The 25,425-nt window shown below is 73.1% G+C and carries 21 protein-coding genes; 14 read left to right on the top strand and 7 right to left on the bottom strand.

The window, feature by feature from the left end; all coding sequences use genetic code 11:
* Positions 1 to 17: 17 nt before the first annotated feature.
* Both gndA and AB0I21_RS27645 read right to left on the bottom strand, forming a co-directional pair.
* Positions 18 to 1,454 (bottom strand): NADP-dependent phosphogluconate dehydrogenase, encoded by a 1,437-nt coding sequence (gene gndA, locus AB0I21_RS27650; RefSeq protein ID WP_360565424.1) that lies wholly within the window; start codon positions 1,452 to 1,454, stop codon positions 18 to 20.
* Positions 1,455 to 1,631: 177 nt separating this feature from the next.
* Positions 1,632 to 2,057: a hypothetical protein gene (locus tag AB0I21_RS27645; RefSeq protein WP_360565422.1), complete on the bottom strand. Its 426-nt coding sequence runs from the start codon at positions 2,055 to 2,057 to the stop codon at positions 1,632 to 1,634.
* Between the two features lie 73 nt (positions 2,058 to 2,130).
* On the opposite strand from AB0I21_RS27645, the gene AB0I21_RS27640 reads away from it, so the two are divergent.
* The 4 genes from AB0I21_RS27640 to AB0I21_RS27625 all read left to right on the top strand — a co-directional run bounded on the left by AB0I21_RS27640 (position 2,131) and on the right by AB0I21_RS27625 (position 8,311).
* Positions 2,131 to 3,099: a sulfotransferase gene (locus AB0I21_RS27640; RefSeq protein WP_360565420.1), complete on the top strand. Its 969-nt coding sequence runs from the start codon at positions 2,131 to 2,133 to the stop codon at positions 3,097 to 3,099.
* A 31-nt stretch (positions 3,100 to 3,130) separates the two neighbouring features.
* The gene (locus tag AB0I21_RS27635) at positions 3,131 to 4,237 is read left to right on the top strand and encodes an LCP family protein (RefSeq protein WP_360565418.1); all 1,107 of its coding nucleotides are present in this window, start codon (positions 3,131 to 3,133) and stop codon (positions 4,235 to 4,237) included.
* A 98-nt stretch (positions 4,238 to 4,335) separates the two neighbouring features.
* Positions 4,336 to 5,652 carry a pectate lyase gene (locus AB0I21_RS27630; protein ID WP_360565417.1) on the top strand — a complete coding sequence of 439 codons (1,317 nt, stop codon included), beginning with the start codon at positions 4,336 to 4,338 and terminating at the stop codon, positions 5,650 to 5,652.
* Between the two features lie 247 nt (positions 5,653 to 5,899).
* A complete protein-coding gene (locus AB0I21_RS27625) occupies positions 5,900 to 8,311 on the top strand; it encodes a glycoside hydrolase family 3 N-terminal domain-containing protein (RefSeq protein ID WP_360565415.1) in 2,412 nt (803 codons plus the stop codon).
* Positions 8,312 to 8,610: 299 nt separating this feature from the next.
* On the opposite strand, the gene AB0I21_RS27620 is transcribed toward AB0I21_RS27625, so the two are convergent.
* Positions 8,611 to 9,393, bottom strand: coding sequence for a TIGR02569 family protein (locus AB0I21_RS27620; protein ID WP_360565413.1), 783 nt, complete (start codon positions 9,391 to 9,393; stop codon positions 8,611 to 8,613).
* 168 nt (positions 9,394 to 9,561) lie between these two features.
* Here AB0I21_RS27620 and AB0I21_RS27615 point away from each other — a divergent pair, with 168 nt between their 5' ends.
* The gene (locus tag AB0I21_RS27615; RefSeq protein ID WP_360565411.1) at positions 9,562 to 9,798 is read left to right on the top strand and encodes a hypothetical protein; all 237 of its coding nucleotides are present in this window, start codon (positions 9,562 to 9,564) and stop codon (positions 9,796 to 9,798) included.
* Positions 9,799 to 9,804: 6 nt separating this feature from the next.
* On the opposite strand, the gene AB0I21_RS27610 is transcribed toward AB0I21_RS27615, so the two are convergent.
* Together AB0I21_RS27610 and AB0I21_RS27605 are read right to left on the bottom strand one after the other, a co-directional pair.
* Entirely contained in the window at positions 9,805 to 11,052 is a 1,248-nt protein-coding gene (locus tag AB0I21_RS27610) for a PQQ-binding-like beta-propeller repeat protein (RefSeq protein WP_360565410.1), read from the bottom strand.
* Positions 11,053 to 11,062: 10 nt separating this feature from the next.
* Positions 11,063 to 12,367, bottom strand: coding sequence for an MFS transporter (locus AB0I21_RS27605; protein ID WP_360565409.1), 1,305 nt, complete (start codon positions 12,365 to 12,367; stop codon positions 11,063 to 11,065).
* A 62-nt stretch (positions 12,368 to 12,429) separates the two neighbouring features.
* Here AB0I21_RS27605 and AB0I21_RS27600 point away from each other — a divergent pair, with 62 nt between their 5' ends.
* The 7 genes from AB0I21_RS27600 (at position 12,430) to AB0I21_RS27570 (ending at position 19,653) form a co-directional block, all read left to right on the top strand.
* Positions 12,430 to 12,810, top strand: a complete 381-nt coding sequence (locus tag AB0I21_RS27600) for a MerR family transcriptional regulator (protein ID WP_360565407.1) — start codon at positions 12,430 to 12,432, stop codon at positions 12,808 to 12,810.
* Positions 12,811 to 12,841: 31 nt separating this feature from the next.
* Positions 12,842 to 13,342: a SigE family RNA polymerase sigma factor gene (locus tag AB0I21_RS27595; protein ID WP_360565405.1), complete on the top strand. Its 501-nt coding sequence runs from the start codon at positions 12,842 to 12,844 to the stop codon at positions 13,340 to 13,342.
* Complete coding sequence (locus AB0I21_RS27590; RefSeq protein WP_360565403.1) at positions 13,339 to 14,172, top strand: hypothetical protein; 834 nt, start codon at positions 13,339 to 13,341, stop codon at positions 14,170 to 14,172. Before AB0I21_RS27595 ends, AB0I21_RS27590 begins: the two co-directional genes overlap by 4 nt.
* Positions 14,169 to 14,729 (top strand): GNAT family N-acetyltransferase, encoded by a 561-nt coding sequence (locus AB0I21_RS27585; RefSeq protein ID WP_360565401.1) that lies wholly within the window; start codon positions 14,169 to 14,171, stop codon positions 14,727 to 14,729. The genes AB0I21_RS27590 and AB0I21_RS27585 overlap by 4 nt, the downstream gene beginning before the upstream one ends.
* Positions 14,730 to 15,056: 327 nt before the next feature.
* On the top strand, positions 15,057 to 17,129 hold the full coding sequence (locus AB0I21_RS27580; RefSeq protein WP_360565399.1) for a discoidin domain-containing protein: 2,073 nt from the start codon (positions 15,057 to 15,059) through the stop codon (positions 17,127 to 17,129).
* Positions 17,130 to 17,214: 85 nt separating this feature from the next.
* The gene (locus AB0I21_RS27575) at positions 17,215 to 18,516 is read left to right on the top strand and encodes a DUF1996 domain-containing protein (protein WP_360565397.1); all 1,302 of its coding nucleotides are present in this window, start codon (positions 17,215 to 17,217) and stop codon (positions 18,514 to 18,516) included.
* 96 nt (positions 18,517 to 18,612) lie between these two features.
* Positions 18,613 to 19,653, top strand: a complete 1,041-nt coding sequence (locus tag AB0I21_RS27570; RefSeq protein ID WP_344504705.1) for a LacI family DNA-binding transcriptional regulator — start codon at positions 18,613 to 18,615, stop codon at positions 19,651 to 19,653.
* Between the two features lie 13 nt (positions 19,654 to 19,666).
* Here AB0I21_RS27570 and AB0I21_RS27565 read toward each other — a convergent pair whose 3' ends face one another.
* A complete protein-coding gene (locus AB0I21_RS27565; protein ID WP_360565395.1) occupies positions 19,667 to 21,052 on the bottom strand; it encodes a PLP-dependent aminotransferase family protein in 1,386 nt (461 codons plus the stop codon).
* 46 nt (positions 21,053 to 21,098) lie between these two features.
* Between AB0I21_RS27565 and AB0I21_RS27560 the strand changes: the two genes are divergently transcribed.
* Positions 21,099 to 22,394 (top strand): FAD-binding oxidoreductase, encoded by a 1,296-nt coding sequence (locus AB0I21_RS27560; protein WP_360565394.1) that lies wholly within the window; start codon positions 21,099 to 21,101, stop codon positions 22,392 to 22,394.
* Between the two features lie 8 nt (positions 22,395 to 22,402).
* Positions 22,403 to 24,682 (top strand): HEAT repeat domain-containing protein, encoded by a 2,280-nt coding sequence (locus tag AB0I21_RS27555; protein WP_360565392.1) that lies wholly within the window; start codon positions 22,403 to 22,405, stop codon positions 24,680 to 24,682.
* A gap of 115 nt (positions 24,683 to 24,797) precedes the next feature.
* Here AB0I21_RS27555 and AB0I21_RS27550 read toward each other — a convergent pair whose 3' ends face one another.
* A complete protein-coding gene (locus AB0I21_RS27550; RefSeq protein WP_360565390.1) occupies positions 24,798 to 25,286 on the bottom strand; it encodes a GNAT family N-acetyltransferase in 489 nt (162 codons plus the stop codon).
* Positions 25,287 to 25,425 lie beyond the last annotated feature (139 nt).

Genomic DNA, 25,425 nt, shown 5'->3' with positions numbered 1-25,425 from the left:
GGAAGGGCGGGTCAGGGTCAGGCGGTGTGTTCCTTCTTGTCGCCGGCCCACTGGGTGTGGAAGGTGCCGTCGCGGTCGGTGCGGCGGTAGGTGTGGGCGCCGAAGTTGTCGCGGAGGCCCTGGATCAGGGCGGCGGGCAGGCGCTCGGCGCGCAGGCCGTCGAAGTAGGCCAGCGAGGACGAGAACGCGGGGGTGGGGATGCCGGCCTGGGCGGCGGCGACCACGACGCGGCGCCAGGAGGGGACGCCGGAGTTCACGGCCTCGGCGAAGTACGGGGCGACCATGAGGCTCTTCAGCGACGGGTTCTCGTCGTAGGCCTCGCGGATGCGGTTGAGGAACCGGGCGCGGATGATGCAGCCGCCGCGCCAGATGGTGGAGACGGCGCCGCGGTCGATGTCCCAGCCGAACTCGGCGGAGCCGGCCTCGATGTGGTCGAAGCCCTGCGCGTACGCGACGATCTTCGAGGCGTAGAGGGCCAGGCGCACGTCCTCGATGAACTGGTCCCGGTCCTCCACCTGGAGCCCGCCCGAGGTCGACGGGAACGCCGCACGGGCCGCGGCGCGCTGGTCGGCGTGGCCGGACAGGGAGCGGGCGAAGGTGGCCTCGGCGATGCCGGTGATCGGCACGCCCAGATCGAGGGCGCTCTGCACGGTCCAGCGGCCGGTGCCCTTCTGCTCGGCCTGGTCCAGGACGATGTCCACGAAGGCCTGGCCGGTCTCGGCGTCGACGTGGCCGAGAACGTCCGCGGTGATCTCGATGAGGAAGGACTCGAGGTCGCCGGTGTTCCAGGTGCGGAAGATGTCGGCGATCTCGGCCGGGGTGGCGCCGATGCCGGCGCGGAGCAGGTCGTAGGCCTCCGCGATGAGCTGCATGTCGGCGTACTCGATGCCGTTGTGGACCATCTTCACGAAGTGGCCGGCACCGTCGGGGCCGACGTGCACGCAGCACGGGGTGCCGTCGACGACCGCGGCGATCTTCTCGAACATGGGGCCGAGGGTCTGGTACGACTCGGGCGAGCCGCCGGGCATGATCGAGGGGCCGAGCAGCGCGCCCTCCTCGCCGCCGGAGACGCCGGTACCGACGAAATGCAGACCGGCGGAGCGCAGCGCCTGCTCGCGGCGGCGGGTGTCGGCGAAGTGGGCGTTGCCCGCGTCGACGATCATGTCGCCGGGCTCCAGGAGCGGGATCAGCTCGTCGATGACGGCGTCGGTGGGGCCGCCGGCCTTCACCATGATGATGACGGCCCGCGGGCGCGCGAGGGACGCGACGAAGTCGGCCATCGACTCGCTCGGCACGAACGTGCCCTCGTGCCCGAACTCGTCCACGAGGCGGCGGGTCCGCTCGTAGGAGCGGTTGTGCACGGCGACGGCGTAACCGTTGCGGGCCAGGTTGCGGGCCAGGTTACGTCCCATCACCGCGAGACCGGTAACGCCGATCTGAGCAAGGTCGGACATCGGAACCTCTCCAGTCAAAGACGATCTCGCCCCGACCGGCGATCACTACCCCGGGATCTCGGTTCGAAGCGCGCGTCGGACCAGGCTACCCGCCTACTGTGGCGCCTCATCACGGCACGGGCGGTGCGTTCCAGGATCCAGGAGAGCCGCTGCCGGGGTGATGAGGGGAGGACCGCCTCACCCGTGCTGCTCCAGGAACGCCGACAGGCGTTCGGTGAGTGCCGGCAGCGCCCCGACCTCGGTGGGTTCGGCGGCGGTGTCGCCGAGGCGCCGCATGCTCTCGGTGAGCATCGGGGCGAGCTCGTCGCGCAGCGCGCGCATGTCGTCGTCCGGCGGCGGCAGGTGGGTGAGCTTGTCGATCCGCGTGGCGGTACGCCTGGTGCCGCCGTCGAGCAGGACGGTCACGTAGAGCGTCGTCACCCGGCCCTCCCGCAGCGCGGTGCCCGCGGCATACGCGGACTCGAGGGCGTCGTGCGCCGACCGGGCGGCCTCGACCGCCGTCGCGCGGAACTCGTGCCGGCCCGGCGGCTGGGTCGAGGCGAACGTGCCCCAGCCGAGGACCAGGGTCAGGACCACGGCGACGATGACCAACCCGCGTCGCATCACGCCGTGGTACCCCTGATCCAAGGCGGGTCAAACGCCCCGGCAAAACGGTCCAACCAGGTCGTAACCCGCGATGCCGGCGCAACGTTGGACGAAGGTGCACACCGACGAGCCGCCGACCACCCGCGTGCTGTACCTCGCCGGGTGGGGCCGCAGCGGCAGCACCCTCGCGGAGGGAATGCTGGACCAGGTGCCCGGCCTCGTCGGCGTCGGTGAGATCAAGTTCCTCTGGGAGCGCGGCCTGCTGCAGAACCGGCGGTGCAGCTGCGGCACGCCGCTGCGCTCGTGCGAGTTCTGGGTGGAGGTCCTGCACGAGGCGTTCGGCCGCATCCCGGACGGCGACGAGCTGCGCGAGCTCGACGAGGCGTCCCGCCGCTTCCGGACCCGGCACCTGCCGGGGCTGGTGCTGCGCCCGACCCGGCCGCCCGGCGCGGACGAGCTGCGCTGGTACTACCAGGCCCTCGCCGACCTGTACCGGGCAGTGGCGAAGGTCAGCGGCGCCGACGTCGTCGTCGACTCCTCGAAGTTCCCGTCCTACCTGACGGCGCTGCTGCAGGCGCCCGGCCTGGACGTGCGGGTGGCCCACATCGTCCGCGACCCGCGGGCCGTCGCGTACTCGTGGCAGCGGCACAAGAAGGACCCGGACGCGCCGAACGGCGAGCTGATGCCCCGCATGCACCCGGCGTCCACGGCGCTGTACTGGTCGGCGTGGAACCTCGCGACGGAGCGGATCACCCGCCGGGCGGGCCTGCCGTACCTGCGGTTCCGGTACGAGGACCTGGTCGCCGCGCCGGACGCGACGCTGCGGGCCGTCACCCGGCTCAGCGGCGTCCCCGCCGCGGCGGTGCCGGTCGGCGACCGCGGCGAGGTGTTCGTGCGCCCCACCCACCAGGTCTCCGGCAACCCCGTCCGGTTCCGCTCCGGGGCGGTCCACCTGCGGCTCGACGACGAGTGGACGAGGGGGATGGCGCCGCGGCACCGCCGGTTGACCGGGGCCTTCACCGTGCCGTTGCGGCGCCGGTACGGGTACCGCGACTCCTAACATCCGCGCCCTGCCCGCCGATGCTTCCAGTGTGTGGCGCGGGATGATCGTCACCGCCGTCACGCTGGTCTCGCTGGTCGGCGGGGGCACCGTGGCGTGGCGGCACTACGAGGGCGCCGTCGACCAGGTGGACCTGCTCGGCGAGGCGGCGCGGGACCGCCCACCCCCTCGGCGGATCACCATCGAGTCGGCGCCCCGGTGGAGTCCGCCGCCGGCATCGGCGCAGCCCGGGCGCAACATCCTGCTCGTCGGGATCGACGCGCGGCCCGGCGAGGACCAGGCCGGCGCCCGCGCCGACTCGATCATCGTGCTGCACGTGTCGGCAGGCGGCGACCGGGCCTGGCTGGTGTCGCTGCCGCGGGACACCCGGGTCGAGATCCCCGGGCACGGCACCGACAAGCTCAACGCCGCGTTCGCGGCCGGATCGCAGGGCGACGGCGGGCGGGCCGGCGGGTTCGCGCTGCTCGCCACGACCGTGCGGCAGCTCACCGGCCTCGCCTTCGACGCCGGCGCGATCATCGACTTCGCCGGGCTGCGCCGGGTCGTGGACGCGGTCGGCGGCGTCGACCTGTGCGTCGACGTGCGGACCGTGTCCGTGCACATCGGATGGGACGCGCAGGGCCGGCAGACCGCGCCGTTCCGCCTGATCCCGCCGACGTTCCGCCCCGAGCGGATCCCCGGGGTCAGGCCGCAGGTGTACGAGGTGGGCTGCCGCCACTTCGCCGGCTGGGAGGCCCTCGACTACGTGCGGCAGCGGGAGCTGCTGCCGGACGGCGACTACGGCCGCCAGCGCCACCAGCAGCAGCTGCTCACCGCGCTCGGGCGCCGGGTCACCTCGGCCGGCGTGCTGGGCAACCCCCTCGCGCTCGACCGGACGCTGACCGCGGTCGGCGAGTCGCTGACCTTCGACGGCAACGGCCGGTCCGTCACCGACTGGATGTTTCAGCTGCGCGGGCTGCGCCCCGACGCGGTGACGATGCTGCGGACCAACGGCGGGCAGTTCAACGCCGCGACCCGCAACGGCACGGCGTTCGAGCAGCTGGACCCCGTGACGCTCGACCTGTTCGCCGCGGCCTGTTCGGACTCCCTGGACGCGTTCGCCCGGAAGCATCCGGACTGGGTCATCCAGCCGTCCTGACTGCAACAATCCTGCAAACGCAGAGCATTGACTCCGCTCTGTACCGGGTGGCACGTTGGCGCTAGGAATGCGCTTTCCTCGCCTCTTTTGGAGTCTGCATGCGCAAGACCACCGTCGTCGTCGCCGCTGTTGCCAGCGCGGCACTGCTCGCGGGCGCGGCCGTCACCGCGTCCGCGGCGGATGGCACGCCCTCCGCCGCACTCGCGTTAGCCCGCCAGGCCCTGCCCGCCGGTGACGGCTGGGCCTCGGACACCACCGGCACCACCGGCGGCTCCGCCGCCGACGCCGACCACGTCTTCACCGTCCGCACCCGCGACGAGCTGGCCGCGGCCGTCGCGGGCGACACCCCGAAGATCGTCTTCGTGTCCGGCGGGATCGACGCCAACGCCGGCCACACGTGCGCCGACTACGCCGACCCGGCGTACAGCCTGGACGCGTTCCTCGCCGCGTACGACCCGGCCGTCTGGGGCCGCGCCACGAAGCCCACCGGCCCGCTCGAGGACGCCCGGGCACGGTCGGCGAAGAACCAGGGGGCCCGGGTCAACATCAAGGTCGGCGGCAACACCACGATCGTCGGCCTCGGCGGCTCGAAGATCACCGGCGCCAACCTGCTCGTCGAGAAGGTCGACAACGTCATCCTGCGCAACCTGCGCCTCGAGGACGCCCACGACTGCTTCCCCTCCTGGGACCCGACCGACGGCGCCCTGGGCAACTGGAACTCCCTCTACGACACGGTGACCGTCACCGGCTCCACCCACGTCTGGGCCGACCACAACAACTTCAGCGACGGCAACAACACCGACGAGACGCAGCCGCTGTACTTCGGCCGCCCGTACCAGGTCCACGACGGCGCCCTCGACGTGATCCGCGCCTCCGACCTCGTCACCATCTCGTGGAACAACTTCTTCGACCACGACAAGACGATGCTCATCGGCTCCTCGAACACCGTCGGCGCCGACGTCGGCAAGCTCCGCGTCACCATCCACCACAACCGCTTCGCCAACGTCGGCCAGCGCGTGCCGCGGGTCCGCTTCGGCCAGGTCGACGTCTACTCCAACTACTTCTACGCCACCGACGAGGACAGCTACAGCTACTCGTGGGGCGTCGGCGTCTACGCCTCGCTCTACGCGGAGAACAACTTCCTGCTCCGCAGCGCCGACATCCCGCTGTCGTCCGTCGTGTACGACTGGCGCGGCACCGCTCCCGGCACCATCACCGAGGTCGGCACCGCCACCCGGATCGGCACGGGCCCTGTCTCGGCCGTCAGCCTCGTCGACGAGTACAACGCCACCCACGACCCCGACCTGACGGCCGGCACCTGGGTGCCGACCCTGCGGGCCGCGGCCCCGGACCCCGCGACGGCGGTCCCGGCCCTGGTGTCCGCGAAGGCGGGCGCGGGCAAGCTCGGCTTCTGACGCTCTGTTGGTTCGACACACCCCGCTTGTTCGACACACCCCGCTTGTTCGACACACCCCGCTTGTTTGACACACCCCACCACCGCACCGGGCCGACGGTTTCCGCCGGCCCGGTGCGGCTTTGTAGCTTTCATTCCTGGCGGTGCGGTGAGCAGGGATTTCGCGCTCCCGTGGGGACGGTGACCGGCGTGCGGGGGCAGGCGCGGCTTAGCGTCGGAGCCCCCTGCCGCCGAGGAGGAACACCCGGATGCGCCGCTCCGCCATCACCTTCGCCGCCACCTGCGCGCTCGTCGCCGCGACGTTGACCGTCGCCCGGCCGGCGCTGGCCGCCGTGCCGTACGAGGACCCGTCGCTGCCGGTCGCCACCCGGGTCGAGGACCTGCTGTCACGCATGACGCTCGACGAGAAGATCGGGCAGATGACCCAGGCCGAGCGCGCGTCGATCACGCCGGCCGAGGTCACCCAGTACAAGATCGGCTCGATCCTCTCCGGCGGCGGCTCGGCGCCCTCGCCGAACACGGCGACCGGCTGGGCCGACATGGTCGACCGGTTCCAGAACGGCGCCCTGGCCACCCCGCTGCGCATCCCGCTGATCTACGGCTCCGACGCGGTGCACGGTCACAACAACCTCGCCGGCGCCACGATCTTCCCGCACAACATCGGCCTCGGCGCGACCCGCGACCCGGCGCTGGTGCAGCAGGTCGGCGCGGCCACCGCCGAGGAGGTGCAGGGCAGCGGCGTCGACTGGACCTTCTCGCCGTGCCTGTGCGTGGCCCGCAACGACCGGTGGGGCCGCACCTACGAGTCGTTCGGGGAGAAACCCGAGCTGCCCGTGCAGATGGCCACGATCATCGACGGCTACCAGGGCAAGGGCGTGCTGGCCACGGCCAAGCACTACGTCGGCGACGGCGGCACGACCGGCGGCGTCGACCAGGGCGACACCCAGCTGTCCGAGGCGGAGCTGCGCGCCGTGCACCTGCCGCCGTTCACCGAGGCCGTGCGGCGCAACGTCGCGTCGGTGATGGTGTCGTACTCCTCCTGGAACGGCCAGAAGCTGCACGGCAACGACTACCTCATCAACTCCGTCCTCAAGGGCGAGCTGGGCTTCAAGGGCTTCGTCGTGTCCGACTGGAACGGCATCGACCAGATCGAGGGCGGCACCGGGTTCACCGCCTCCGAGGTCCGCCGCGCGGTCAACGCCGGCATCGACATGGTCATGGTGCCCACCGAGTGGAAGTCGTTCATCACCACGCTGCGCGCCGAGGTGCAGGCCGGCCGGGTGACGACCGCCCGCATCGACGACGCCAACCGGCGGATCCTGACGAAGAAGTTCGAGTACGGGCTGTTCGAGAAGCCCCTCGCCGACCGCACGTTCACCCCGACCGTCGGCAGCGCCGCCCACCGCGCCGTGGCCCGCCAGGCCGTCCGCGAGTCGCAGGTGCTGCTGAAGAACACCGGCAACGTCCTGCCCCTCGCGAAGAGCGGCGGGCGCTACTTCGTCGCCGGCAAGAGCGCCGACAACATCGGCAACCAGAGCGGCGGCTGGACGATCAGCTGGCAGGGCGCGAGCGGCCAGACCACCACGGGCACCACGATCCTGCAGGGCATCCGCGCCGCCGCGCCCGGCTCGACGGTGCAGTACAACGCGACCGGCGCCGGCATCGACGGCTCCTACACGGCGGCGATCGCGGTCATCGGCGAGACCCCCTACGCGGAGGGCCAGGGCGACCGGCCCGGCTCCCTCGGCCTGGACGCGACCGACCTGCAGACGCTCAACACGCTCAAGGCGTCGGGCGTGCCGGTCGTGGTCGTCCTCGTCTCCGGCCGCCCACTCGACATCGCCGCGCAGCTGCCCGACTGGCGCGCCCTGCTCGCCGCCTGGCTGCCCGGCACCGAGGGCGCCGGCGTCGCCGACGTCCTCTTCGGCGACCACAACCCGAGCGGCAAACTGCCGGTGACCTGGATGCAGACCGCGTCCCAGGAACCCATCAACGACGGCGACGGCAAGACACCGCTGTTCCCGTTCGGGTTCGGCCTGAGCTACACCGGCACCGTCGAGTCACCCGGCCAGCCCGGCACGCCGTCGGTGTCCGCACTCACCTCGACGTCGGCGACGCTGACCTGGACCGCGCCGGCCTCCGGCAGCACCCCGACCGGTTACCGGGTGTACCGCGACAGCACCCTCCTGGCCACGGTCACCGGCCTGTCGTACCAGCTCACCGGCCTCACGCCGGGCACGACGACCCGGTACACGGTCGTCGCCGTCGACGCCGCCGGCCGCACGGGCCCCGCCTCGGCGGCCGCGACGGTCACCACCGCGGGCGGCACCGACCCGACCGCGACCTGCGCGGTCACGTACACGGCGAGCGAGTGGGGCGGTGGCGGCTTCGGCGGCGCGGTGACGATCCGCAACACCGGCAGCACCCCGCTGTCCGCATGGACCCTGGCGTTCACGTTCCCCGGCAACCAGCGCGTCACCCAGGGCTGGTCGGCGACCTGGTCCCAGACCGGCGCCGCCGTCACCGCCCGCAACGAGTCCTGGAACGGCGCCCTCCCCGCCGGCGGCACCGTGTCGATCGGTTTCAACGGCTCGTACACCGGCACGAACCCCCGCCCGACGGCCTTCACCCTGAACGGAGCCACCTGCACCGTCAGCTGAGCACCGCCCGCGCCGCCTGACCAGCCCCTCCCCGGACCGCCACGCCACCCTGCTCCACCGGCGTGGCGGTCCGCCGTTTGCGGTTGTAGTAGGTGCGTGAGGGTGATGGACGAGGCTGGCGAACGCGGCGGTGCAGGACGCGCGTTTGACCCCCGCCGTACCCGGACCGGGGTGAGTCGCTCCGGCGGCACCGAGCGTTCCCACGGCCGACGCAAGTCGTGGACGGAGGACCGGGCGCTCCCGGAACCCCGCATCGAAAGGACCTGGACGCGCCTGCGTAAGCTCTGTTGGTGGATGGGTCATAGACCAATGACTGCAGCCGCGAGCTCGTACCGCCGAGCTTCGTCCTGCAGATCGGCGCTCTCGCCTCCGGACACGACGCGTTCGTTTGTCGTGGCCAGCCGGAACAGCAGGGCCCGCGCTACCGCTGCCGCTGACACGTCCACCGTTTCCCACAGCGACGCTGGTGCGTCGTGCCAGCAGAGTGCGTCAGCCACCACGATGCCTTCGGCGTAAGCGGGTGGCCGCCAGTAGGGCGAGATATCGATGATGGCCGGAGGGAGCCCGGAAGCGAACAGGACGTTCTTCGTCAGGTCCCCGTGCACGAGCTGCGGGCGCCCCAACGGCTCGAGTGCGTCCTGCAGCCGGTGGGCCAGGGCGGCGAACTCCGGCAGGAACCGGACAGCCCGTTCGCCCCAGGCCGCTCTGTCCGCCTGTGCCCACCAGTCCTGTCGCGTATCGAGAAAGACCGGCCGGACGATGTGGGCGACCGCCCGGTGAAACGCTCGGCCGGCGCTGAGGATCTCCTGCCACGTCGACACGGCGCAGTAGTCCGGTTCGGTGCCCTGGACCCGCCGCATGGCAGACCAACCCTGCACGGCCCAGGCACCGTCACGGGTACGGACCGGCGCTGCGAGCCGGAAACCGTCACCTGTCACGTCGGCGAATGCAGCGGCCAGCCATTCATGCAGGGCGCCCCCATCCGGCTTGAGCACCAGATCCTCCGCACTCCACGAGGTGCCTTGCCCACCAGCCAACGGCCGGGCGGGCCCGTCGACACCAAACGCGTGCAGGACAGTCAAGGGAGGGTGATCGGGAGACACTCGGTGCACGGTAGAGGTCGGCCGCCGTCCTATCGACACGATTTACGCGGAGAGCATCCGCTCACGCCGCAGCCAACACGCGATCGTCCTCCCGACGAGCGGTGGCACGCGGAGGACATCGACTTCTCGCCCGCGGACGACGACGAGGTGGACCCGGACGGCTCGTGGCTGCTGGACGTCCTCTTCGACGACATCGCCGAGCAGTACTGCGTGTACGCCGAGGAGGTGCACGAGGTCGTCCTGCCCAGGGCCGCGGTCGGGCACGTCGCCGCGTTCCTGCCGCTGACCGACGCGGTGATCCGGGCGATCAATCCCGCGGCCGTGCCGGGGTTCGTCCGCGCGGAGGCCCGGAAGTACGGGTACCCCCTCGAAGCGGACCGGTAGCCGGCGTCACAGCTGCCAGACCGACACCCGCTCGCGGTGGCAGGCCAGGAGGGTGGCGGTGGCCAGGCACTTCGGCGGGGCCGGCCAGTGCTCGGTGCGGCCCAGGACGGTCACCGCGCCGGTGGTGAGGTCGAGGCGGGCGACCAGCGAGCCGCCGGGGTTGCGGCCGGTCACCAGGGCGGCGTGGCCGGGGAGCGCGGCGACGACGTCCCACGGGCCGAAGCGGCGCACGACCCGGCCGGTGGTGGCGTCCAGCACGACGGCGCCGAGCGCCGGGTCGGCGGTGTCGGGGGTGGGTTCGGTCGCCCACATGAGGCCGTCGCCGAACGGGCCGAGGTCGGTCCAGCCGGTGATGCTCCACCGCGGGTCGCCGGTGTCGGGGTCCACCACCGTGGTCCGTCCGACGGTGCCGGTGCACAGCAGGGTCCCGCACCACCACAGGCCGCCGGCGGCCGCCATGGCGGTGCGCTGCCAGAGGCGGCGGCCGGTCGTCAGGTCGTACACGGCGCTGTCCAGCAGCGTGGTGCGCTCGAAGTGGTAGACGAGCAGCCGGTCGCCGGCGACGTCGAAGCCGTCGACCGCGCCGAGGCCGGGCAGCGCGACCGTGCGCACGACCGCGGCCGAGCCGGCGTCGCGGATGAGCAGCGTGCCGTCGGGGTCGAGGTCGGCGATCTCCCGCCGGCCGCCGGCCGCCGCCAGGACGCGGCGGACCGAGGGCGTGCCGAGCTGCCAGCGGACCTCGCCGGTGCGGACGTCGAGGCCGAGGAGGCGCCCGTCGATCACGTCGTCCGCGCGGGCGAGCAGCAGCCCCGGCGGGCCCTCACCGGACGGCGGCGACGGCACGGACCCGTCGCGCCGCCAGACCTCGGTGCCGGTCGCGGTGTCGATGCCGACGAGGGCGGCCGTGCGGGTCGCCGGCTCCTCGACCGCGAGGACCACGCGGCCGTGCGAGGCGGCCAGCAGCCGCGCGCCGGGCTCGACCGGGACGCTCCAGCGGCGGGTGCCGCCCGGCATCCGGTACGCCGCCACGGCGGTGCGCATCAGCAGGACCAGCGTGTCGCCGTCGGCGCGCATGTCGCCGATCCCGTCGCCCTCCAGCACCACCGACGGGGGCGGCGGCCCCGAAGCGGGGTCGGCCGTCATCGGCCCGCTGCCGGGCAGGAGCAGCACCACGGCGAGCAACCCCGGCAGCCACCAGGGGCGGCGGCGGGCCGGCGCCGCCCGCACCGGGCCGGTGGCATCGAGGTCGATCACCGCATCAGTGTCACTCAGTACGGACCGCGCGGATACCGTGTGGCCAAAAGCCGGGCACGGCGATCAGCGCTCCCGCTGTGGCCGCCCCGGCGGTCAGCAGGAAGGCCCACGCGAACGAGCCGCTGGCGAGGACCGGAGTGAGCAGCGCGATCGTCACCGCGCCGGCCAGGTACTGGGACGTGGTCAGGACGGCACCCGCCGAGGACTGGTGCGCCGCCGGGACGTCGCGGGCGCCGAGGACGAACATCGCGGTGTAGACCATGCCGTGGGCGAAGCCGGTGACCAGCAGGCCCGGCAGGAGGCCGCCGGCGTAGGAGCCGCCGGCGAACGCCGCCAGCCAGGCCAGGCCCGTGGCGGCCAGGGCGAAGCCGGCGGACAGGACGGCGGGGGAGCCGAACCGGCGCACCGCCCGGCCGGTCACGGCGCTGCCCACCGTGACCAGGGCGGCCAGGGGCAGGAACGCCAGGCCGGCGCGGAGCGGGGAATAGCCGCGGGACGTCTGCAGGAGCAGGGTGACGACGTAGAACTCCGCGCCGACGCTGGCCATGTACAGCGCGGTCGCCGCCACGCCCACCCGCAGGCTGCGGATCCGGCGCAGCGCCGGCGGGATGAGCGAGGTGCGGGACGTGCGCTCGTGCAGCGCGAAGCCGGCGCCGAGCAGCACCGCCACCACGGCGGAGAGCAGCAGCGCGGAGCCCGGGAAGGTCAGCGCCAGCACCGCGGCGAGGGCCGCGCCGGTGCCGAGCAGCGCGCCCGGCAGCGGGATCCGGGTGCCGCCGCGCGGGGAGGGGCGCAGCAGCCACGCGAGGCCGCCGAGGGCGCACAGCAGGGTCACCGGGACGTTGACGAAGAAGGTCCAGCGCCAGGACAGGCGGGTGAGGGCGCCGCCCAGCACGACACCCGCGGCGAGACCCGAGGCGCCGACGGCACCCCAGACGGACAGCGCCCGGGCCCGCGCGACGAAGAGGGTGCCGAGCAGACCGAGGACCGCCGGTTGCAGCAGCGCGGCGGCGACCCCCTGGGCGAAGCGGGCGGCCAGCAGGACCTCGCCGTTCCCGGCGAGACCACCGGCGACCGAGGCGGCGCCGAACAGGACCGTCGCCGCGACGAAGAGGCGGCCCGCCCCGACCCGGTCGGCGAGCCGGCCGCCGAAGAGGAGGAAGCCGGCGAACGGCACCGCGTACGCGCTCACCACCCACTGCGCGGCCGTCAGCGACAGGTCCAGATCGGCGGCGATCGCGGGCAGCGCCACGTAGACGATCGAGTAGTCCAGGGCCAGGAGGAACTGCGCGAGGGACAGCAGGAGCAGTGGCATGCCCGCATCGTCGGAGGTTCACACTGATGTGAAGGTCAAGCGGAACGCGAGGGTGAGTGAGCATGCGCATAGGTGAGTTGTCCCGCCGGACGGGTATCCCGGCCCGCCTGCTGCGCTACTACGAGGAGCAGGGCCTGCTGACGCCGGAGCGGAAGGACAACGGGTACCGCGACTACGCCGACCACCTCGTCGACCGGGTGCAGCAGATCCGCGGGCTGCTCGACGCCGGCCTGCCGACCCGGGTCATCCGGGAGGTGCTGCCGTGCACCGACAACCCGTGCACGATCACGGTCTCCGACGCCAGCGACGAGCTGATCGCGCTGCTGACGGCCGAGCGCGACAGGATGGACGCGCGGATCGCGTGCCTGGCGCGCAACCGCGACGCCATCGCCGCGTACCTCAAGAAGGTGGAGGACAACCTTTCGCCGGGACGGCGTCGTTGACCGCGGGGGACCGCCCCGGGGGAGGGAACCGTTGGACGACTTCGAGGCGTACGTGAGTGCGGCCTGGCCGCGGCTGCTGCGCTCGGCCTGGCTGCTGACGCACGACTGGCACCGGGCCGAGGATCTGGTGCAGACCGTCCTGGCCCGGGCGTACGGGCGCTGGCCGCGGATCCGCGACGGCGCGCCGGGCGCGTACCTGCGGGCGATGCTCGCCAGCACGTACCTGAGCTGGTGGCGCCGCAGGTGGCGCGGCGAGCTGCCGACGGAGCGGCTGCCGGAGCCGCCGGCGGGCGGGGGTGGGCTCGAGAGGGTGGAGCTGCGCCACCTGCTCGCCGGTGCCCTCGCCCGCCTGCCGAGGCAGCAGCGGGCCGTGCTGATGCTGCGCTTCCACGGCGACTTCACCGAGACCGACACGGCGCGCGCCCTCGGCCTGAAGCTCGGCACCGTCAAGTCGCACACGGCCCGGGCCCTGGCGGCGCTGCGCAACGATCCGCAACTGCTGGAGCTGCTGAGCGAGGGAGTCCGCCGATGAGCCACGGGCAGGTCACCGACCTCTTCGCACGCGCGGTCGCCGATGTACCGCCGGCGCTGCTGACGGCGCCGCACGCCGAGATCCGCCGCCGGATCCGCCGCCGTCGCTCCATCCGCTCGGGGGCGGTCGTGGCCGCCGCTCTCGCGTTGCTCGCGGGGTTCGCCGCCGCGCCCACGGGCGGGGCACCGGACGCGCCGGCCGCGCCCACGGGCCGGGCGGGGGTGCCGCAGGTCCCGTGGGACGTGGCGCGGATCGACCGTACCGGCACCCGGATCACCGTGTACGCGGCGCCGCTGCCCGGCAAGTGCGTCGAGCGGGACCCGGCGGACGACCGGGTCGAGTGGGCGGACAACCGGATCGCGCTGCACCTGGCCGGCTCGTACACCGGCTGCGGCGACGACAGCCAGCCGGTGTCGCGGACGTTCGAGCTGCCCCAGGCGGTCGGCGGCCGGGGCATCGTGGACGGCCGGGAGCCCCTGGAGCCGCGGGTCCTGGTCCGCGCCGCGGACCTGCCCGATCTGGCGGCCGGCGGCTGGACCGAGCTCCCGGCGGTCCGGCAGCACGGGGTCCTGGCGTGGCGCTTCACCCGGTCCGGCGGACCGGACCTCGCGCTGCGCGCCTACCGCCTGAGCGCGGGCGTCATCCTCTCGGAACCCGACCACACGCTGCGGCTCGGCAGCCGGACGGCGGTCGTCTACGACCGCCCCGGCGACCGGTCGGCGGGCTGGTGGTCCGATGACCACCAGACCTGGTACACCATCACGGTTGCCGATCCGGCGATCGGAAAATCCGGGTTCGACGCGGTGCTGCGTGATATGACCTGGACGTGACCACACCCCTGACCCAGCCCGTCATCGAGGTGGCGACCCCCGCGCATCGGGACGCGGTGGTCGCCACCGTCGTCGCCGCGTTCGCCGCCGACCCCGCGTTCCGCTTCTTCTACCCGGACGACGCCACCTTCGATGGCGACGCGGCGGCGCTCGCCGGCGGGCTCTTCGACGCGCGGGTCGGCCACGGCACCGTCTGGGTCGCCGACGGGGGAGCGGCCGTCGCGATGTGGGACGGGCCGGACGCGCCGCCGTCGGATCACGTGCCGACCGGGCGGTTCGCCGTCTACGAGCACGCCGTCGCCGCCGTGATGCCGAAGGACCGGCGCTGGTACCTCGGGGTCCTCGCCTGCCACCCGGAGCACCGCGGCCGGCGCCTCGCCCGGGCCGCGATGGCACCGGCCCTGCGGCGGGCGGCGGAGGACGGGCTGCCCGCGCTGCTGGAGACCTCCAATCCCGGCAACGTCGAGGTGTACCGCCGGGCCGGCTTCGACGTCGTCGAGCACCTGACCGTCGACGGCCGGCTGCCGGTCTGGATCATGCGCCGCCCGCACGCCTGACCTGGGGAGAGCGCTCCCCGCGTCGCGCATATCAGGGTTCGTCACTACTCCACGCAGCGTCGACGGCCTGTGAGCTGCTGGTAGTCGATGTTTGGAGAGCGCTCTCCCATTCGTGCCGAAGCATTGACACGACTCGACCAAGGGTCCACAGTGACCGGATGAGAGAGCGCTCTCTCATCACCCCGTAACACACTGGTCACCCGAGCGACACGAATGGAGCTCCCTATGCCTTGGTCGGCACCCGCCCCCGGCCATCGACGTCTCTCACGATTTACGACCGGCCGGCGCGCCGCGCGCACCGGTGTCATCGCCACCGCGGTGGCCGCGATGCTGTGCACCTACATCGTGCTGGTCGTGACCCGCGCCGACGCCGCGGAGACCCTGCTGTCGCAGGGCAAGCCCACCACCGCCTCGTCGACGGAGAACGCCGGCTCCCCCGCCTCCAACGCGACTGACGGCAACACCGGCACCCGCTGGTCGAGCGCGTTCAGCGACCCGCAGTGGATCCAGGTCGACCTGGGCTCCACGCAGACCATCACCCGCGTGGCGCTCAACTGGGAAGCCGCCTACGCCACCGCGTACCAGATCCAGACCTCCGCCAACGGCACGACCTGGACGCAGATCTACGCCACCACGACCTCCACGGGCGGCAACCAGAGCCTGACCGTCAACGGCTCCGGCCGCTACGTGCGGGTCAACACCACCGCCCGGGCGACGCAGTACGGCGTGTCGCTGTGGGAGTTCCAGGTGTACGGCGGCAGCACGCCGTCCGGCTGCGGCACCGCCAACGTGGCGCAGGGCAAGACGGCCACCGCCTCCTCGACGGAGAACGCCGGCACGCCCGCCGCGTCCGCGTTCGACGGCAACAACGGCACGCGCTGGTCCAGCGCCGCGTCCGACCCGCAGTGGCTGCAGGTCGACCTCGGCACCACCCAGGCCATCTGCGGCGTGACCCTGAACTGGGAGGCGGCCTACGCGACCGCGTTCCAGATCCAGACGTCCACCAACGGCACCACCTGGACGCAGATCTACGGCACGACCACCTCCACCGGCGGCGTGCAGGAGCTGACCGTGACCGGCTCCGGCCGGTACGTGCGGATCAACGGCACCGCACGGGCCACGCAGTGGGGCTACTCGCTGTGGGAGGTCCAGGTCCGCGTGCAGGGCGCGCCGCCCACCACGAACGACACGCCGAGCAGCAGCCCGAGCCAGACCCCGAGCCAGCCGCCCGGCAACACCGTCCTGCTGTCCTACAAGAAGCCGGCCGTCGCGTCGACCTCGCAGAACGACACCAACTGCAACCCGTGCACGCCGGACAAGGCGTTCGACAACGACCCGGCGAGCCGCTGGGCGACGAGCCCGACGAACGGCTGGGTCGACCCGGGCTGGATCTACGTCGACCTCGGCGCGACCGCGCAGATCAAGCAGGTCGTGCTGCAGTGGGACCCGGCGTACGCCGTGTCGTACCAGATCCAGACCTCCAACGACGCCGCCAACTGGACGCCGATCTACACCACCACGACCGGTAAGGGCTTCAAGGAGACCCTGAACGTCACCGGCACCGGCCGCTACGTGCGCATGTACGGCACGCAGCGCTCCAACGGCTACGGCTACTCGCTGTGGGAGTTCAAGGTGTACGGCACCGGTGGCCAGCCGGTCCAGCCGCCGGCGAACCCCGCCGACCCGATCTTCCCGGCGACGAACCTGGTGTGGTCGGACGAGTTCAACACCGGCACCAACGTCGACACCTCCAAGTGGACGATCGACCCCGGCACCGGCCAGAACGGTGAGATCCAGTACTACACGAACCTGGAGAACACCAGCGTCCAGGGCGGCTCGCTGGTCATCGAGGCCCGCAAGCAGACCCTCGGCGGCCGCGACTACACCTCGGGCCGGATCAACACCAGCAACAAGTTCTCCACCCAGTACGGCCGGGTCGAGGCCCGGATCAAGGTCCCGAAGGGCAACGGCCTCTGGCCCGCGTTCTGGATGATGGGCACCGACTTCCTGACCGGCCGCCCCTGGCCGTACAACGGCGAGATCGACATCATGGAGATCCTCGGCAGGAACACCAACGAGATCTACTCGACGCTGCACGCGCCGGCCTACAACGGCGGTGGCGGCTACGGCCAGAAGATCTCCACGGTCGACCTGTCGCAGGACTACCACGTCTACTCGACCGAGTGGGACAGCAAGCACATGACCTTCCGCGTCGACAACCAGGTCATCCTGGTCGCCGACAAGGACACGGTCGAGACGACCCGCGGCCCGTGGGTGTACGACCACCAGTTCTACCTGATCCTCAACCTCGCGGTCGGCGGTGACTTCCCGGGCCCGATCGACGCCACCACGCCGTTCCCGTCCCGGATGTACGTCGACTACGTGCGGGTCTACAAGTGAGCGGCCAGCGCAGCGGCTCGGGCTGCTCCCCATTGATGCAGGTTGTCGGCTCAGGCCGGCGCCGGAGCGTAGCGGAGGCGATGGCATGAGCGCCCGGGTCCTGGGGAGGGGCCTGACCAGGAAGTTCCTGATCGGGCTGGCGCTCACCGCGCTGGTTGGCACGTACGCTTCGGTCCGTGCGTTCTCCGCGGACGCCGCTGAGATCCCGATCTCCCAAGGGAAGCCGGTCACGGCGTCGTCCGTGGAGAACGGGGGCGCCGCCGCCGCGAACGCGGTGGACGGCAACGGGGGCACCCGGTGGTCGAGCGCGTTCAGCGACCCGCAGTGGCTGCAGGTCGACCTGGGCGCGCCCGCCACGATCACCCGGGTGGTGATCAACTGGGAGGCCGCGTACGCCCGCGACTTCACCATCCAGACGTCGGCCAACGGCACCTCGTGGACGACGATCAACACCACCGTCAACGGCACCGGCGGCGTGCAGACGCTGAACGTGTCCGGCTCCGGCCGGTACGTGAAGCTGAACACGACCCGCCGGGCCACGCAGTACGGCGTGTCGCTGTGGGAGTTCCAGGTGTTCGGGACCGGCGGCAGCACGCCGACGAACAACCCGACCACCATCCCGCCGGGCGCGGTCCGGGTCGCGGAGTTCCTCGCCGACTGCCCGTTCAGCCACCGGCTGCCGGACGACCCGATCGTCTTCCCCGGCCTGCCCGGCGCGTCGCACATGCACAGCTTCTTCGGCAGCACCGTCACCAACGGCAACTCGACGGTCAACGACCTCGCCAACGGCCCGAGCAACTGCAACCCGGCCGTCGACAAGTCCTCGTACTGGGTGCCCACCCTGTACCAGGACGGGGTCGCGAAGGAGCCGGTGATCACCACCTTCTACTACCTCGGTGAAGGCGTCAGCGACGCCGTGCGGGAGCAGACCCAGCCGCTGCCCTTCGGGCTGCGGATCGTCGCCGGCAACGCGAAGGCGACGGCACCCGACGCGACCACCATCTCCCGCTGGTCCTGCCTGCACCACAACGAGTCCGGCGCGGGGAAGGACTTCATCAACTGCCCGGCCGACTCGATGCTGGAGTCGTACCTCGACTTCCCGCAGTGCTGGAACGGCCGCGACCTCGACTCCGCCGACCACAAGAGCCACATGGCCTACCCCGTCAACGGCGCCTGCCCGTCCACCCACCCGGTGCCGGTGCCCAAGCTGCGGCAGGTCCTGCGGTACCCGGTGAACGGTGACCCGTCGAGGATCCGGCTCAGCTCGGGTGCCGGGTTCACGATGCACGGCGACTTCTTCAACGCCTGGCCGCAGGCCGAGATGGAGCGCCGGGTCGCGTACTGCATCCGCCTGAAAGTCAAGTGCGGCGCCAACGGCACCGCGTAAGTTTCTCGATCTGGCCGTGGATGGACGAGACGCAAGCGCCGTCCATCCACGGCTCCCTTTTCTCACCGCGCGGGGGCACGATCTACCGTGAGAACCATGACGGGCAGCGACACGCGACCACCGACGCTGGAACAGGTCGCCAACTATGCCGGGGTCTCCCGCGCCACGGTCTCCCGTGTGATCAACGGGGTGCAGACCGTCGACCCTGAGCTGCGGCGCACCGTCGAGCGGGCGATCGCGGCGACGGGCTACGTGCCCAACCTCGCCGCCCGCTCGCTCGTCACCCGCCGCACCGACTCGATCGCGCTCGTGGTGTCGGAGCCGGAGAACCGCGGCTACGAGACGCCGTTCCTCACCCGTACCTTCACCGACCCCTACCTGGGCCGGGTCACCGCGGGGGCGCAGGAGGTGCTCCGCCCGCTCGGCATCCACCTGGTCATCTTCCTGGCCGACCCGCCCGCCCGCGAGCACGTCATGCGGTATCTGCGGCAGGGCCACGTCGACGGCGCCCTGCTCATCTCCAGCCACGTCGACGACCCGCTCCCGAGCCAGCTCGTCGACCTCGGCGTGCCCTGCGTCCTGTCGTGCCGCCCCGGCCGGCCCGTCCACACCAGCTTCGTCGACGTCGATCAGCGCGCCGGCGTCCGGCTCGCCGTGGACCGCCTGGCCGCCCTGGGCCGCCGCTGCATCGCGACCATCACCGGCCCCCTCGACATGCCCGCCGCCCAGGACCGCCTCGCCGGCTTCCACGCCGCCGTCGCCGCCCACGGCCAGGCCGACGCCCCCCACGTGGAGGGCGACTTCACCCGCGGCGGCGGCGAGCGCGCCGCCCGCGCGCTGCTGGCCTCCCACCCCGACGTCGACGGCATCTTCGTCGCCAACGACCTGATGGCCGACGGTGCGCTCCGCGTCATCCAGGAGTCCGGCCGCACCGTCCCGGACGACGTCGCGGTCATCGGCTTCGACGACAGCACCGCCGCCCTCGAGTGCCACCCCCAGCTGAGCACCGTCCGCCAGCCCGTCGAGGAGATGGCCGGCGAGATGGCCCAGCTCCTGCTCACCCGGATCCGCGAACCCGGCCGCTCGCCGCGCTCGGTCATCTTCAACCCGGAGCTGATCCTGCGCGCCTCCGCCTGACCCGCGCGGGCCGTCAGGTCAGGTCGGACAGGGCGGCGGCGAGGATGGTGACGCCCTCCTCGATGGCGGGTTCGGAGAGGTGGCCGTAGCCGAACAGCAGGCCCGGCGGGCCGGGAGCCAGGCGGAAGCGGCCGACGCCGTACACGGTGAGCCCTCTCGCCAGCGCGGCGGCCTCCACCGCTTCCTCCGGCAGGCCGGGCGGCAGCCACGCGACGAGGTGCTGGCCGGCCGCGATCCCGACGGGGCGGAGCCGGGGCAGGTGCCTGGCGAGGGCGGCCAGCAGGGCGTCGCGGCGGCGCCGGTACAGGGGGCGCATCCGCCGCAGGTGCCGGTCGAACTCGCCGCCGGCGAGGAAGTCCGCGAAGGTCAGCTGGTCGATCGCCGGGGAGCCGCGGTCGGCGAGCACCTTCGCCTCGACGACCGGGGCGACGAGGTGCGTCGGCAGGACCATCCAGCCGAGCCGCAGGCCGGGCGCGAGGGTCTTGCTGGCGGAGCCGACGTACGCGACGCGGTCCGGGGCGAGGCCCTGCATGGCACCGACGGCTGCCCGGTCGTAGCGGTACTCGGCGTCGTAGTCGTCCTCGATGACCAGCGCGCCGGTGGCGGCCCACCGGATGACGGCGGCGCGGGCGGCGGCGGGCAGGACGCCGCCGGTCGGCCACTGGTGCGACGGGGTCAGCACGAGCGCATCGGCGGCCACGTCCGCGAGGGCCGTGACGTCGACGCCGTCGGGGCCGACGGGGACGCCGGTCACGGTCATGCCGGACGCCAGCGCCAGGACACGGGCGTCGTCGTCGGAGGACGGGTCCTCGACGGCGAGGCGGGTGGCGCCGGCCGCGCGGAGCACCTGGATCAGCAGGTTCGCCGCCTGGGCGTAGCCGCCGCAGATGACGATCGTCTCGGGGCGGGCGTCGGTGCCACGGACCCGGTTGAGGTAGTCGGCGAGGGCGGCCCGCAGCTCGGGGGTGCCCTGGCCGCTGGTGTAGCCGAGCCGGTCGGTGGGCGCGGTCGTCAGCACCCGGCGGACGGAGCGCAGCCACGCGGCGCGGGGGAAGCGCGACACGTCGGTGCGCCCGTAGCCGAAGCTGATCCGGGCCGGTGGCTCGGCCTGGCGCGGCGGCGCGGCCGCGGGAGCCGGTCCGGTGGCGATCGTGGTGTACCCGCCGGACCGGCTGGTCAGGTAGCCCTCGGCGGTCAGCTGCTCGTACGCCGTGACGACGACCCCGCGGGAGACGCCGAGCGACGCGGCGAGGGCCCGGCTGGACGGCAGCGCGCTGCCCACGGTGAGCCGGCCGCCGCGGATGCCCGTCCTGATCGCCGTCTCCAGCTGGCGGTGCAGCGGCCCGCCGGCCGGGTCCAGCGCGACGAGCAGCTCCGGATTGGTCCTCTCACGTGCCACAAGAACGGACCTTACCGCGGGGTCCAATCGGCGGGAAGCTCGACGCATGACGACAGGGACAGCAGAGGTGCTCCGGCCCGGCGACCGCGGTTACGACGACGCCCGGCAGGTGTGGAACGCGATGTTCGACCGCCGGCCCGCGATGATCGTGCGGTGCCGGACGGTCCAGGACGTGGCCGGCGCGGTCCGGGTCGCCCGCGAGCGGGACCTGGAGATCTCGGTGCGGTGCGGCGGGCACAGCGCGGCCGGGTTCGGGGTCACCGACGGCGGCATGATGATCGACCTGACGCCGATGGGGCGGGCGAGCGTCGACCCGGCCCGGCGCCGCGCGTACGTGCAGGGCGGCGCGCTGCTGGGCGCCCTCGACGACGCGGCGCAGCGCTACGGCCTGGCCACCACGGCGGGCAACGTGTCACACACCGGCGTCGGCGGCCTCACGCTCGGCGGCGGCATGGGCTGGCTCGCCCGGCAGCACGGGCTCGCCTGCGACAACGTCGTCTCCTACGAACTCGTCACGGCGGACGGATCCGTCGAGCGGGTCACCGACGGGGAGCTGTTCTGGGGGCTGAAGGGCGGCGGCGGCAACTTCGGGATCGTCACCGGGTTCGAGTTCGCGCTGCACGACACGGGCACCGAGGCGCTCGTCGTGGAGGCGACGTTCACCGGCGCCGCCCGGCACGCGGCGATGCGCCGGTGGCGTGACGAGCACCTCACCGCGCCGCGGCAGGCGACGTTCACCGCGTGGAGCGCCCCCGGCACCCTGACCCTCGGCTATGTCTGGACCGGGCCCGGCGTCGGTTACCAGCCGTTGTTCACCGAGGGCGGGACCGTTTCGCGGCGGCCCATGTCGTACCTGCAACTGCAGCGCCGCGAGGACAGCTCGGGCCGGCACGCGCTGCGCCGGTACGGGCGCTCGCACTACCTCAAGTCGATGCCCGACGCGGCGGTCGACGCCTTCATCGCCGCCGGCGAGCACTGCGGCGCGGGCCTGCAGGGGTACGGCGGTGCCATCGCCGACGTCGCCGAGGACGCCACCGCGTTCGGCCACCGCGACACCATGTTCGAGTTCGGCGCCGGCTCCTCGTGGACCGACCCCGCTCAGGACGGCGCCCGCCGGGCCGCCGCACGGGCCGCGGCGGGGCTGCTCGAGCCCTTCGCCGGCGGCGTCTACGTCAACTCGCTGGGGGACGAGGGCGCGGCGGGGGTGCGCCGGGCGTACCCGCCGGCGAAGCTGGCCCGGCTGACCGCGCTCAAGGACCGCTACGACCCGGACAACGTCTTCCACCTGAACCAGAACATCCCGCCGTCCGCCGCCCGTTTTTGTCGTACTCCGCCGGCATGATGACGGGCATGAGACCCGACGTGCGGGAAGCGATGACCGCGCTGCTCGCCCTGCCCTTCCCGACTCCTGACGACGTCGACTGGGCTGCGTTCGAGCACTTCTACGGCAGGGCCGATGACGTGCCGGCGCTGCTGCGGGGCCTGCTGGACCCCGATCCGGAGACGACTGAGCGCAGCCTCGCCACGCTGGGAAACAGGGTGTGCCATCAGGGTGGCAGCAGCGCGCCGGCGGCGCTGGCGGTGCCGTTCCTGATCCGTGCGGCGGCCGGTCCGGGCGTCCACGGCCGGGAGGGTCTGCTGCTGCTGGCGGCTCAGGCCGTCCGCTCCGACCGCTCGCGGCAGGCGCTGCGCTCCGACCTGCTCCGGGTCGCCGACGACGGCGACAGCTTCGGCGGCCCGTCACCCGAGGCGGCCCGCGCCGCCGTGCTCGCCGGTGTGCCTTCGCTGCTGCCGTTGCTCGGCGACGCCGCTCCCGGCAACCGGTCGGCGGCGGCGTATGCGCTGGCCACGGTGCCACCGGCCGGCTCGCCCGAGGCGGCGGCGGCACTGCGCGGGCGGCTGGCGGTGGAGGCCGACCCGGCGGTGCGGATCAGCCTGGTGCTGGCCGTCGCGCAGCTGGCTCTCGACCACGGCGACGCTGCGGAGGTCGTCGCCTGGGCCGGGGATCTGTGCGGCGGCGAGGTCCATCCGCTCGACGTGCGGTTCGCCGCCGTGCTCGCCTGGCTGTGCGCGACCCCGGCGGCGCCGCCGGAGCCGCTGCTGCGGCTGCTGCTGGCCGGCGCCGAGGAGGCGGAGTCCTGGATGCGGCGGGTGCCGTGGATGAGCCAGCAGCTGGACCATGGCATGGGCACGTGGCTCGTGGCGTTGCTCGGTGACACGCACGAGTTCCCGCTGCGGCCGGATCCGGTGGGCCGGCCGGCGGCGGAGGGGCGCGAGGTGGCCGGCCGGTTCACGGCGGCGCTGATGACGCACGACGATCCGGCGGTCGTGGTGTCGGCGTGCGAGGCGGCGGCACGGCAGGTCAGGATGTGGCGGGACGGGACGGGCGCGATGCTCGAGCTGCTCGCGGAGTGCCTTCACCACCCGAGCCGCACGGTGCGGTCGGCGGTCGGCTCGCGCCTCGCGCGGTGCGGCGCCGTCCCGGACCGGGTCGCCGACCGGGTCGCGGCCGTGCTCGACCACGACGACGACCCGGAGCTGCGGGGATGGGCCGCGCTCACCCTCGCCCACCGCGGCGACGCCCGCGCGGTCGCGCCGCTGATCGACCTGCTGACCGCCGGCACCTGCGCGCTGCCGGAAGGGTGGATCTGGATGGACCGCACGCCACAGCGGCTGCTGGACCTGCTGCGCCCGCACGCGGCCGCGCTGCTGCCCGCGGTCGTCCACCGGCTCACCGCCGGGGACGTCGATGGCTGGCGGCACGTCCGGCAGGACCTCGTCGCCGGGCTGTCCAGCTGGCGGGAGGAGGCCGCCGGCGCCGCCGAGGCGCTCGCCCGCCTGCTCGGCGACGCGGAGTTCGACCGGACGGCCGGCCATGCGTCCGGGCACAAGGCCGTGGCCACGGCGCTCGGCAGGATCGGGCCGGCCGCCGGTGTCGCGGTGCCCGCGTTGGATCGGCTCGCGGCCGGTGTCGCGGTGCCTGCGTTGGATCGGCTTGCGGCTGGCGTCGCGCCGGCTGCGTTGGATCGGCTTGGCGCTGGCGTTGCGGTGCCTGCGTTGGATCGGTTCGCCGACGGCGTGGCGCCGGACTCCCTCGGCGCCCTGCTCTGGGCGCGGTGGCGGATCACCGGGGAGGAGACCACCGCGACGGCGGCGGCCCTCGCCCGGCTCGCCGCCGTCCCACTGGCTGACGTGACGGCGCTGTCGCTGCTCGCGGACATGGGTCCCGCCGCCGCGGGGCACGAGGCGGTGATCCGCGGCAGACTCACCGACTCCTTCGAGTGGGCCCGGGCCGAGGCCGCGAACGCTCTCTGGCGGTGCACCGCGGACGCGTCCAGCGCGCTGCCGGTCCTGACCGGGCTTGTCGACGGGGTTCCGTGGGCGCCGCTGTTCGGAGCCGGCCACGGGACGGTCGTCGGGTGTCTGGCCGACATCGGGCCGGCGGCGGCGCCGGTGGTCCCGGCAATGGTCGCGTTCCTTGACCGGGACCGCAGGCCGGGCACCAACGGGCCGCGGCACGACCCGGTCAGCTGGGACCAGCATGCGGTCGCCACCGTCAGGTCCGCCGTCCACCGGATCCGTGGCGGGCCGGCGCCGCGCGAGGTTCTCACGGCTGCTGGCGGCGGTTGACCCGTCCGTGGCGGGCCGGTGCCGCGTGAGGTGCTCATGGCTGCTGGCGGCGGTTGACCTGTTCGGGGCGTGGACGGCCTCGGTTCCTTGACGGAGGTCTGCGTTCGAGGCGGGGTCAGGCCTGCCTGGCGAGGTCGGCGAGCGGTGCGCCGGTGAGCCGGTAGATGGCGATGTCCTCGCCGAGCACGGAGGGGATCTCGGCGCCGATCGAGCGGTAGTAGGCGTCGACCGGGTCGTTGGTGGGCCGGCCCCACCACTGCATGTGGCGGTAGCCGCGCTCGGCGCAGACCGCGGCCAGCGTGCTCAGCAGGGCGGTGTCGACGCCGGTGCCGACGGCGTCCTCGCGGATGTAGATGTCGTCGACGTGGATCGCGGTGCCGCGCCAGGTGCTGTAGACCAGCGCCCACAGGGTGTACCCGACGACGTCGCCGGTCTTGTCGTCGATCGCGAGGTGGGCCCAGGCGACGGGTGCGGGGCCGAACAGGGCGCGGCCGAGCTCGGCCTCGTCGGTGCTGATCTGGTCGGTCGCCTCCTCGCTGGCGGCCATGTCCAGCACCAGCGAGTGGAGCAGGCCGAGGTCGTCGGCGGTGACTTCACGAATCATGGCGGTCGTCCCTGCGCTCGGCCGCCCCGCGACGGGTCCGTCGCGGGGGTTCGGAGCGTTCACGATGCCACGCGCGCGGCCGGGGAATTGCCAGTACTGGGGCTTCCCCTAGCATCCGCCGCAACTCCTACCACCGTGG

The sequence above is a fragment of the Dactylosporangium sp. NPDC050588 genome (assembly GCF_040654975.1).
GTDB classification, from domain to species: domain Bacteria; phylum Actinomycetota; class Actinomycetes; order Mycobacteriales; family Micromonosporaceae; genus Dactylosporangium; species Dactylosporangium maewongense.
The sequence above is the reverse complement of the archived record's forward strand: the minus strand, read 5'-3'. Positions and strand labels throughout refer to the sequence as shown.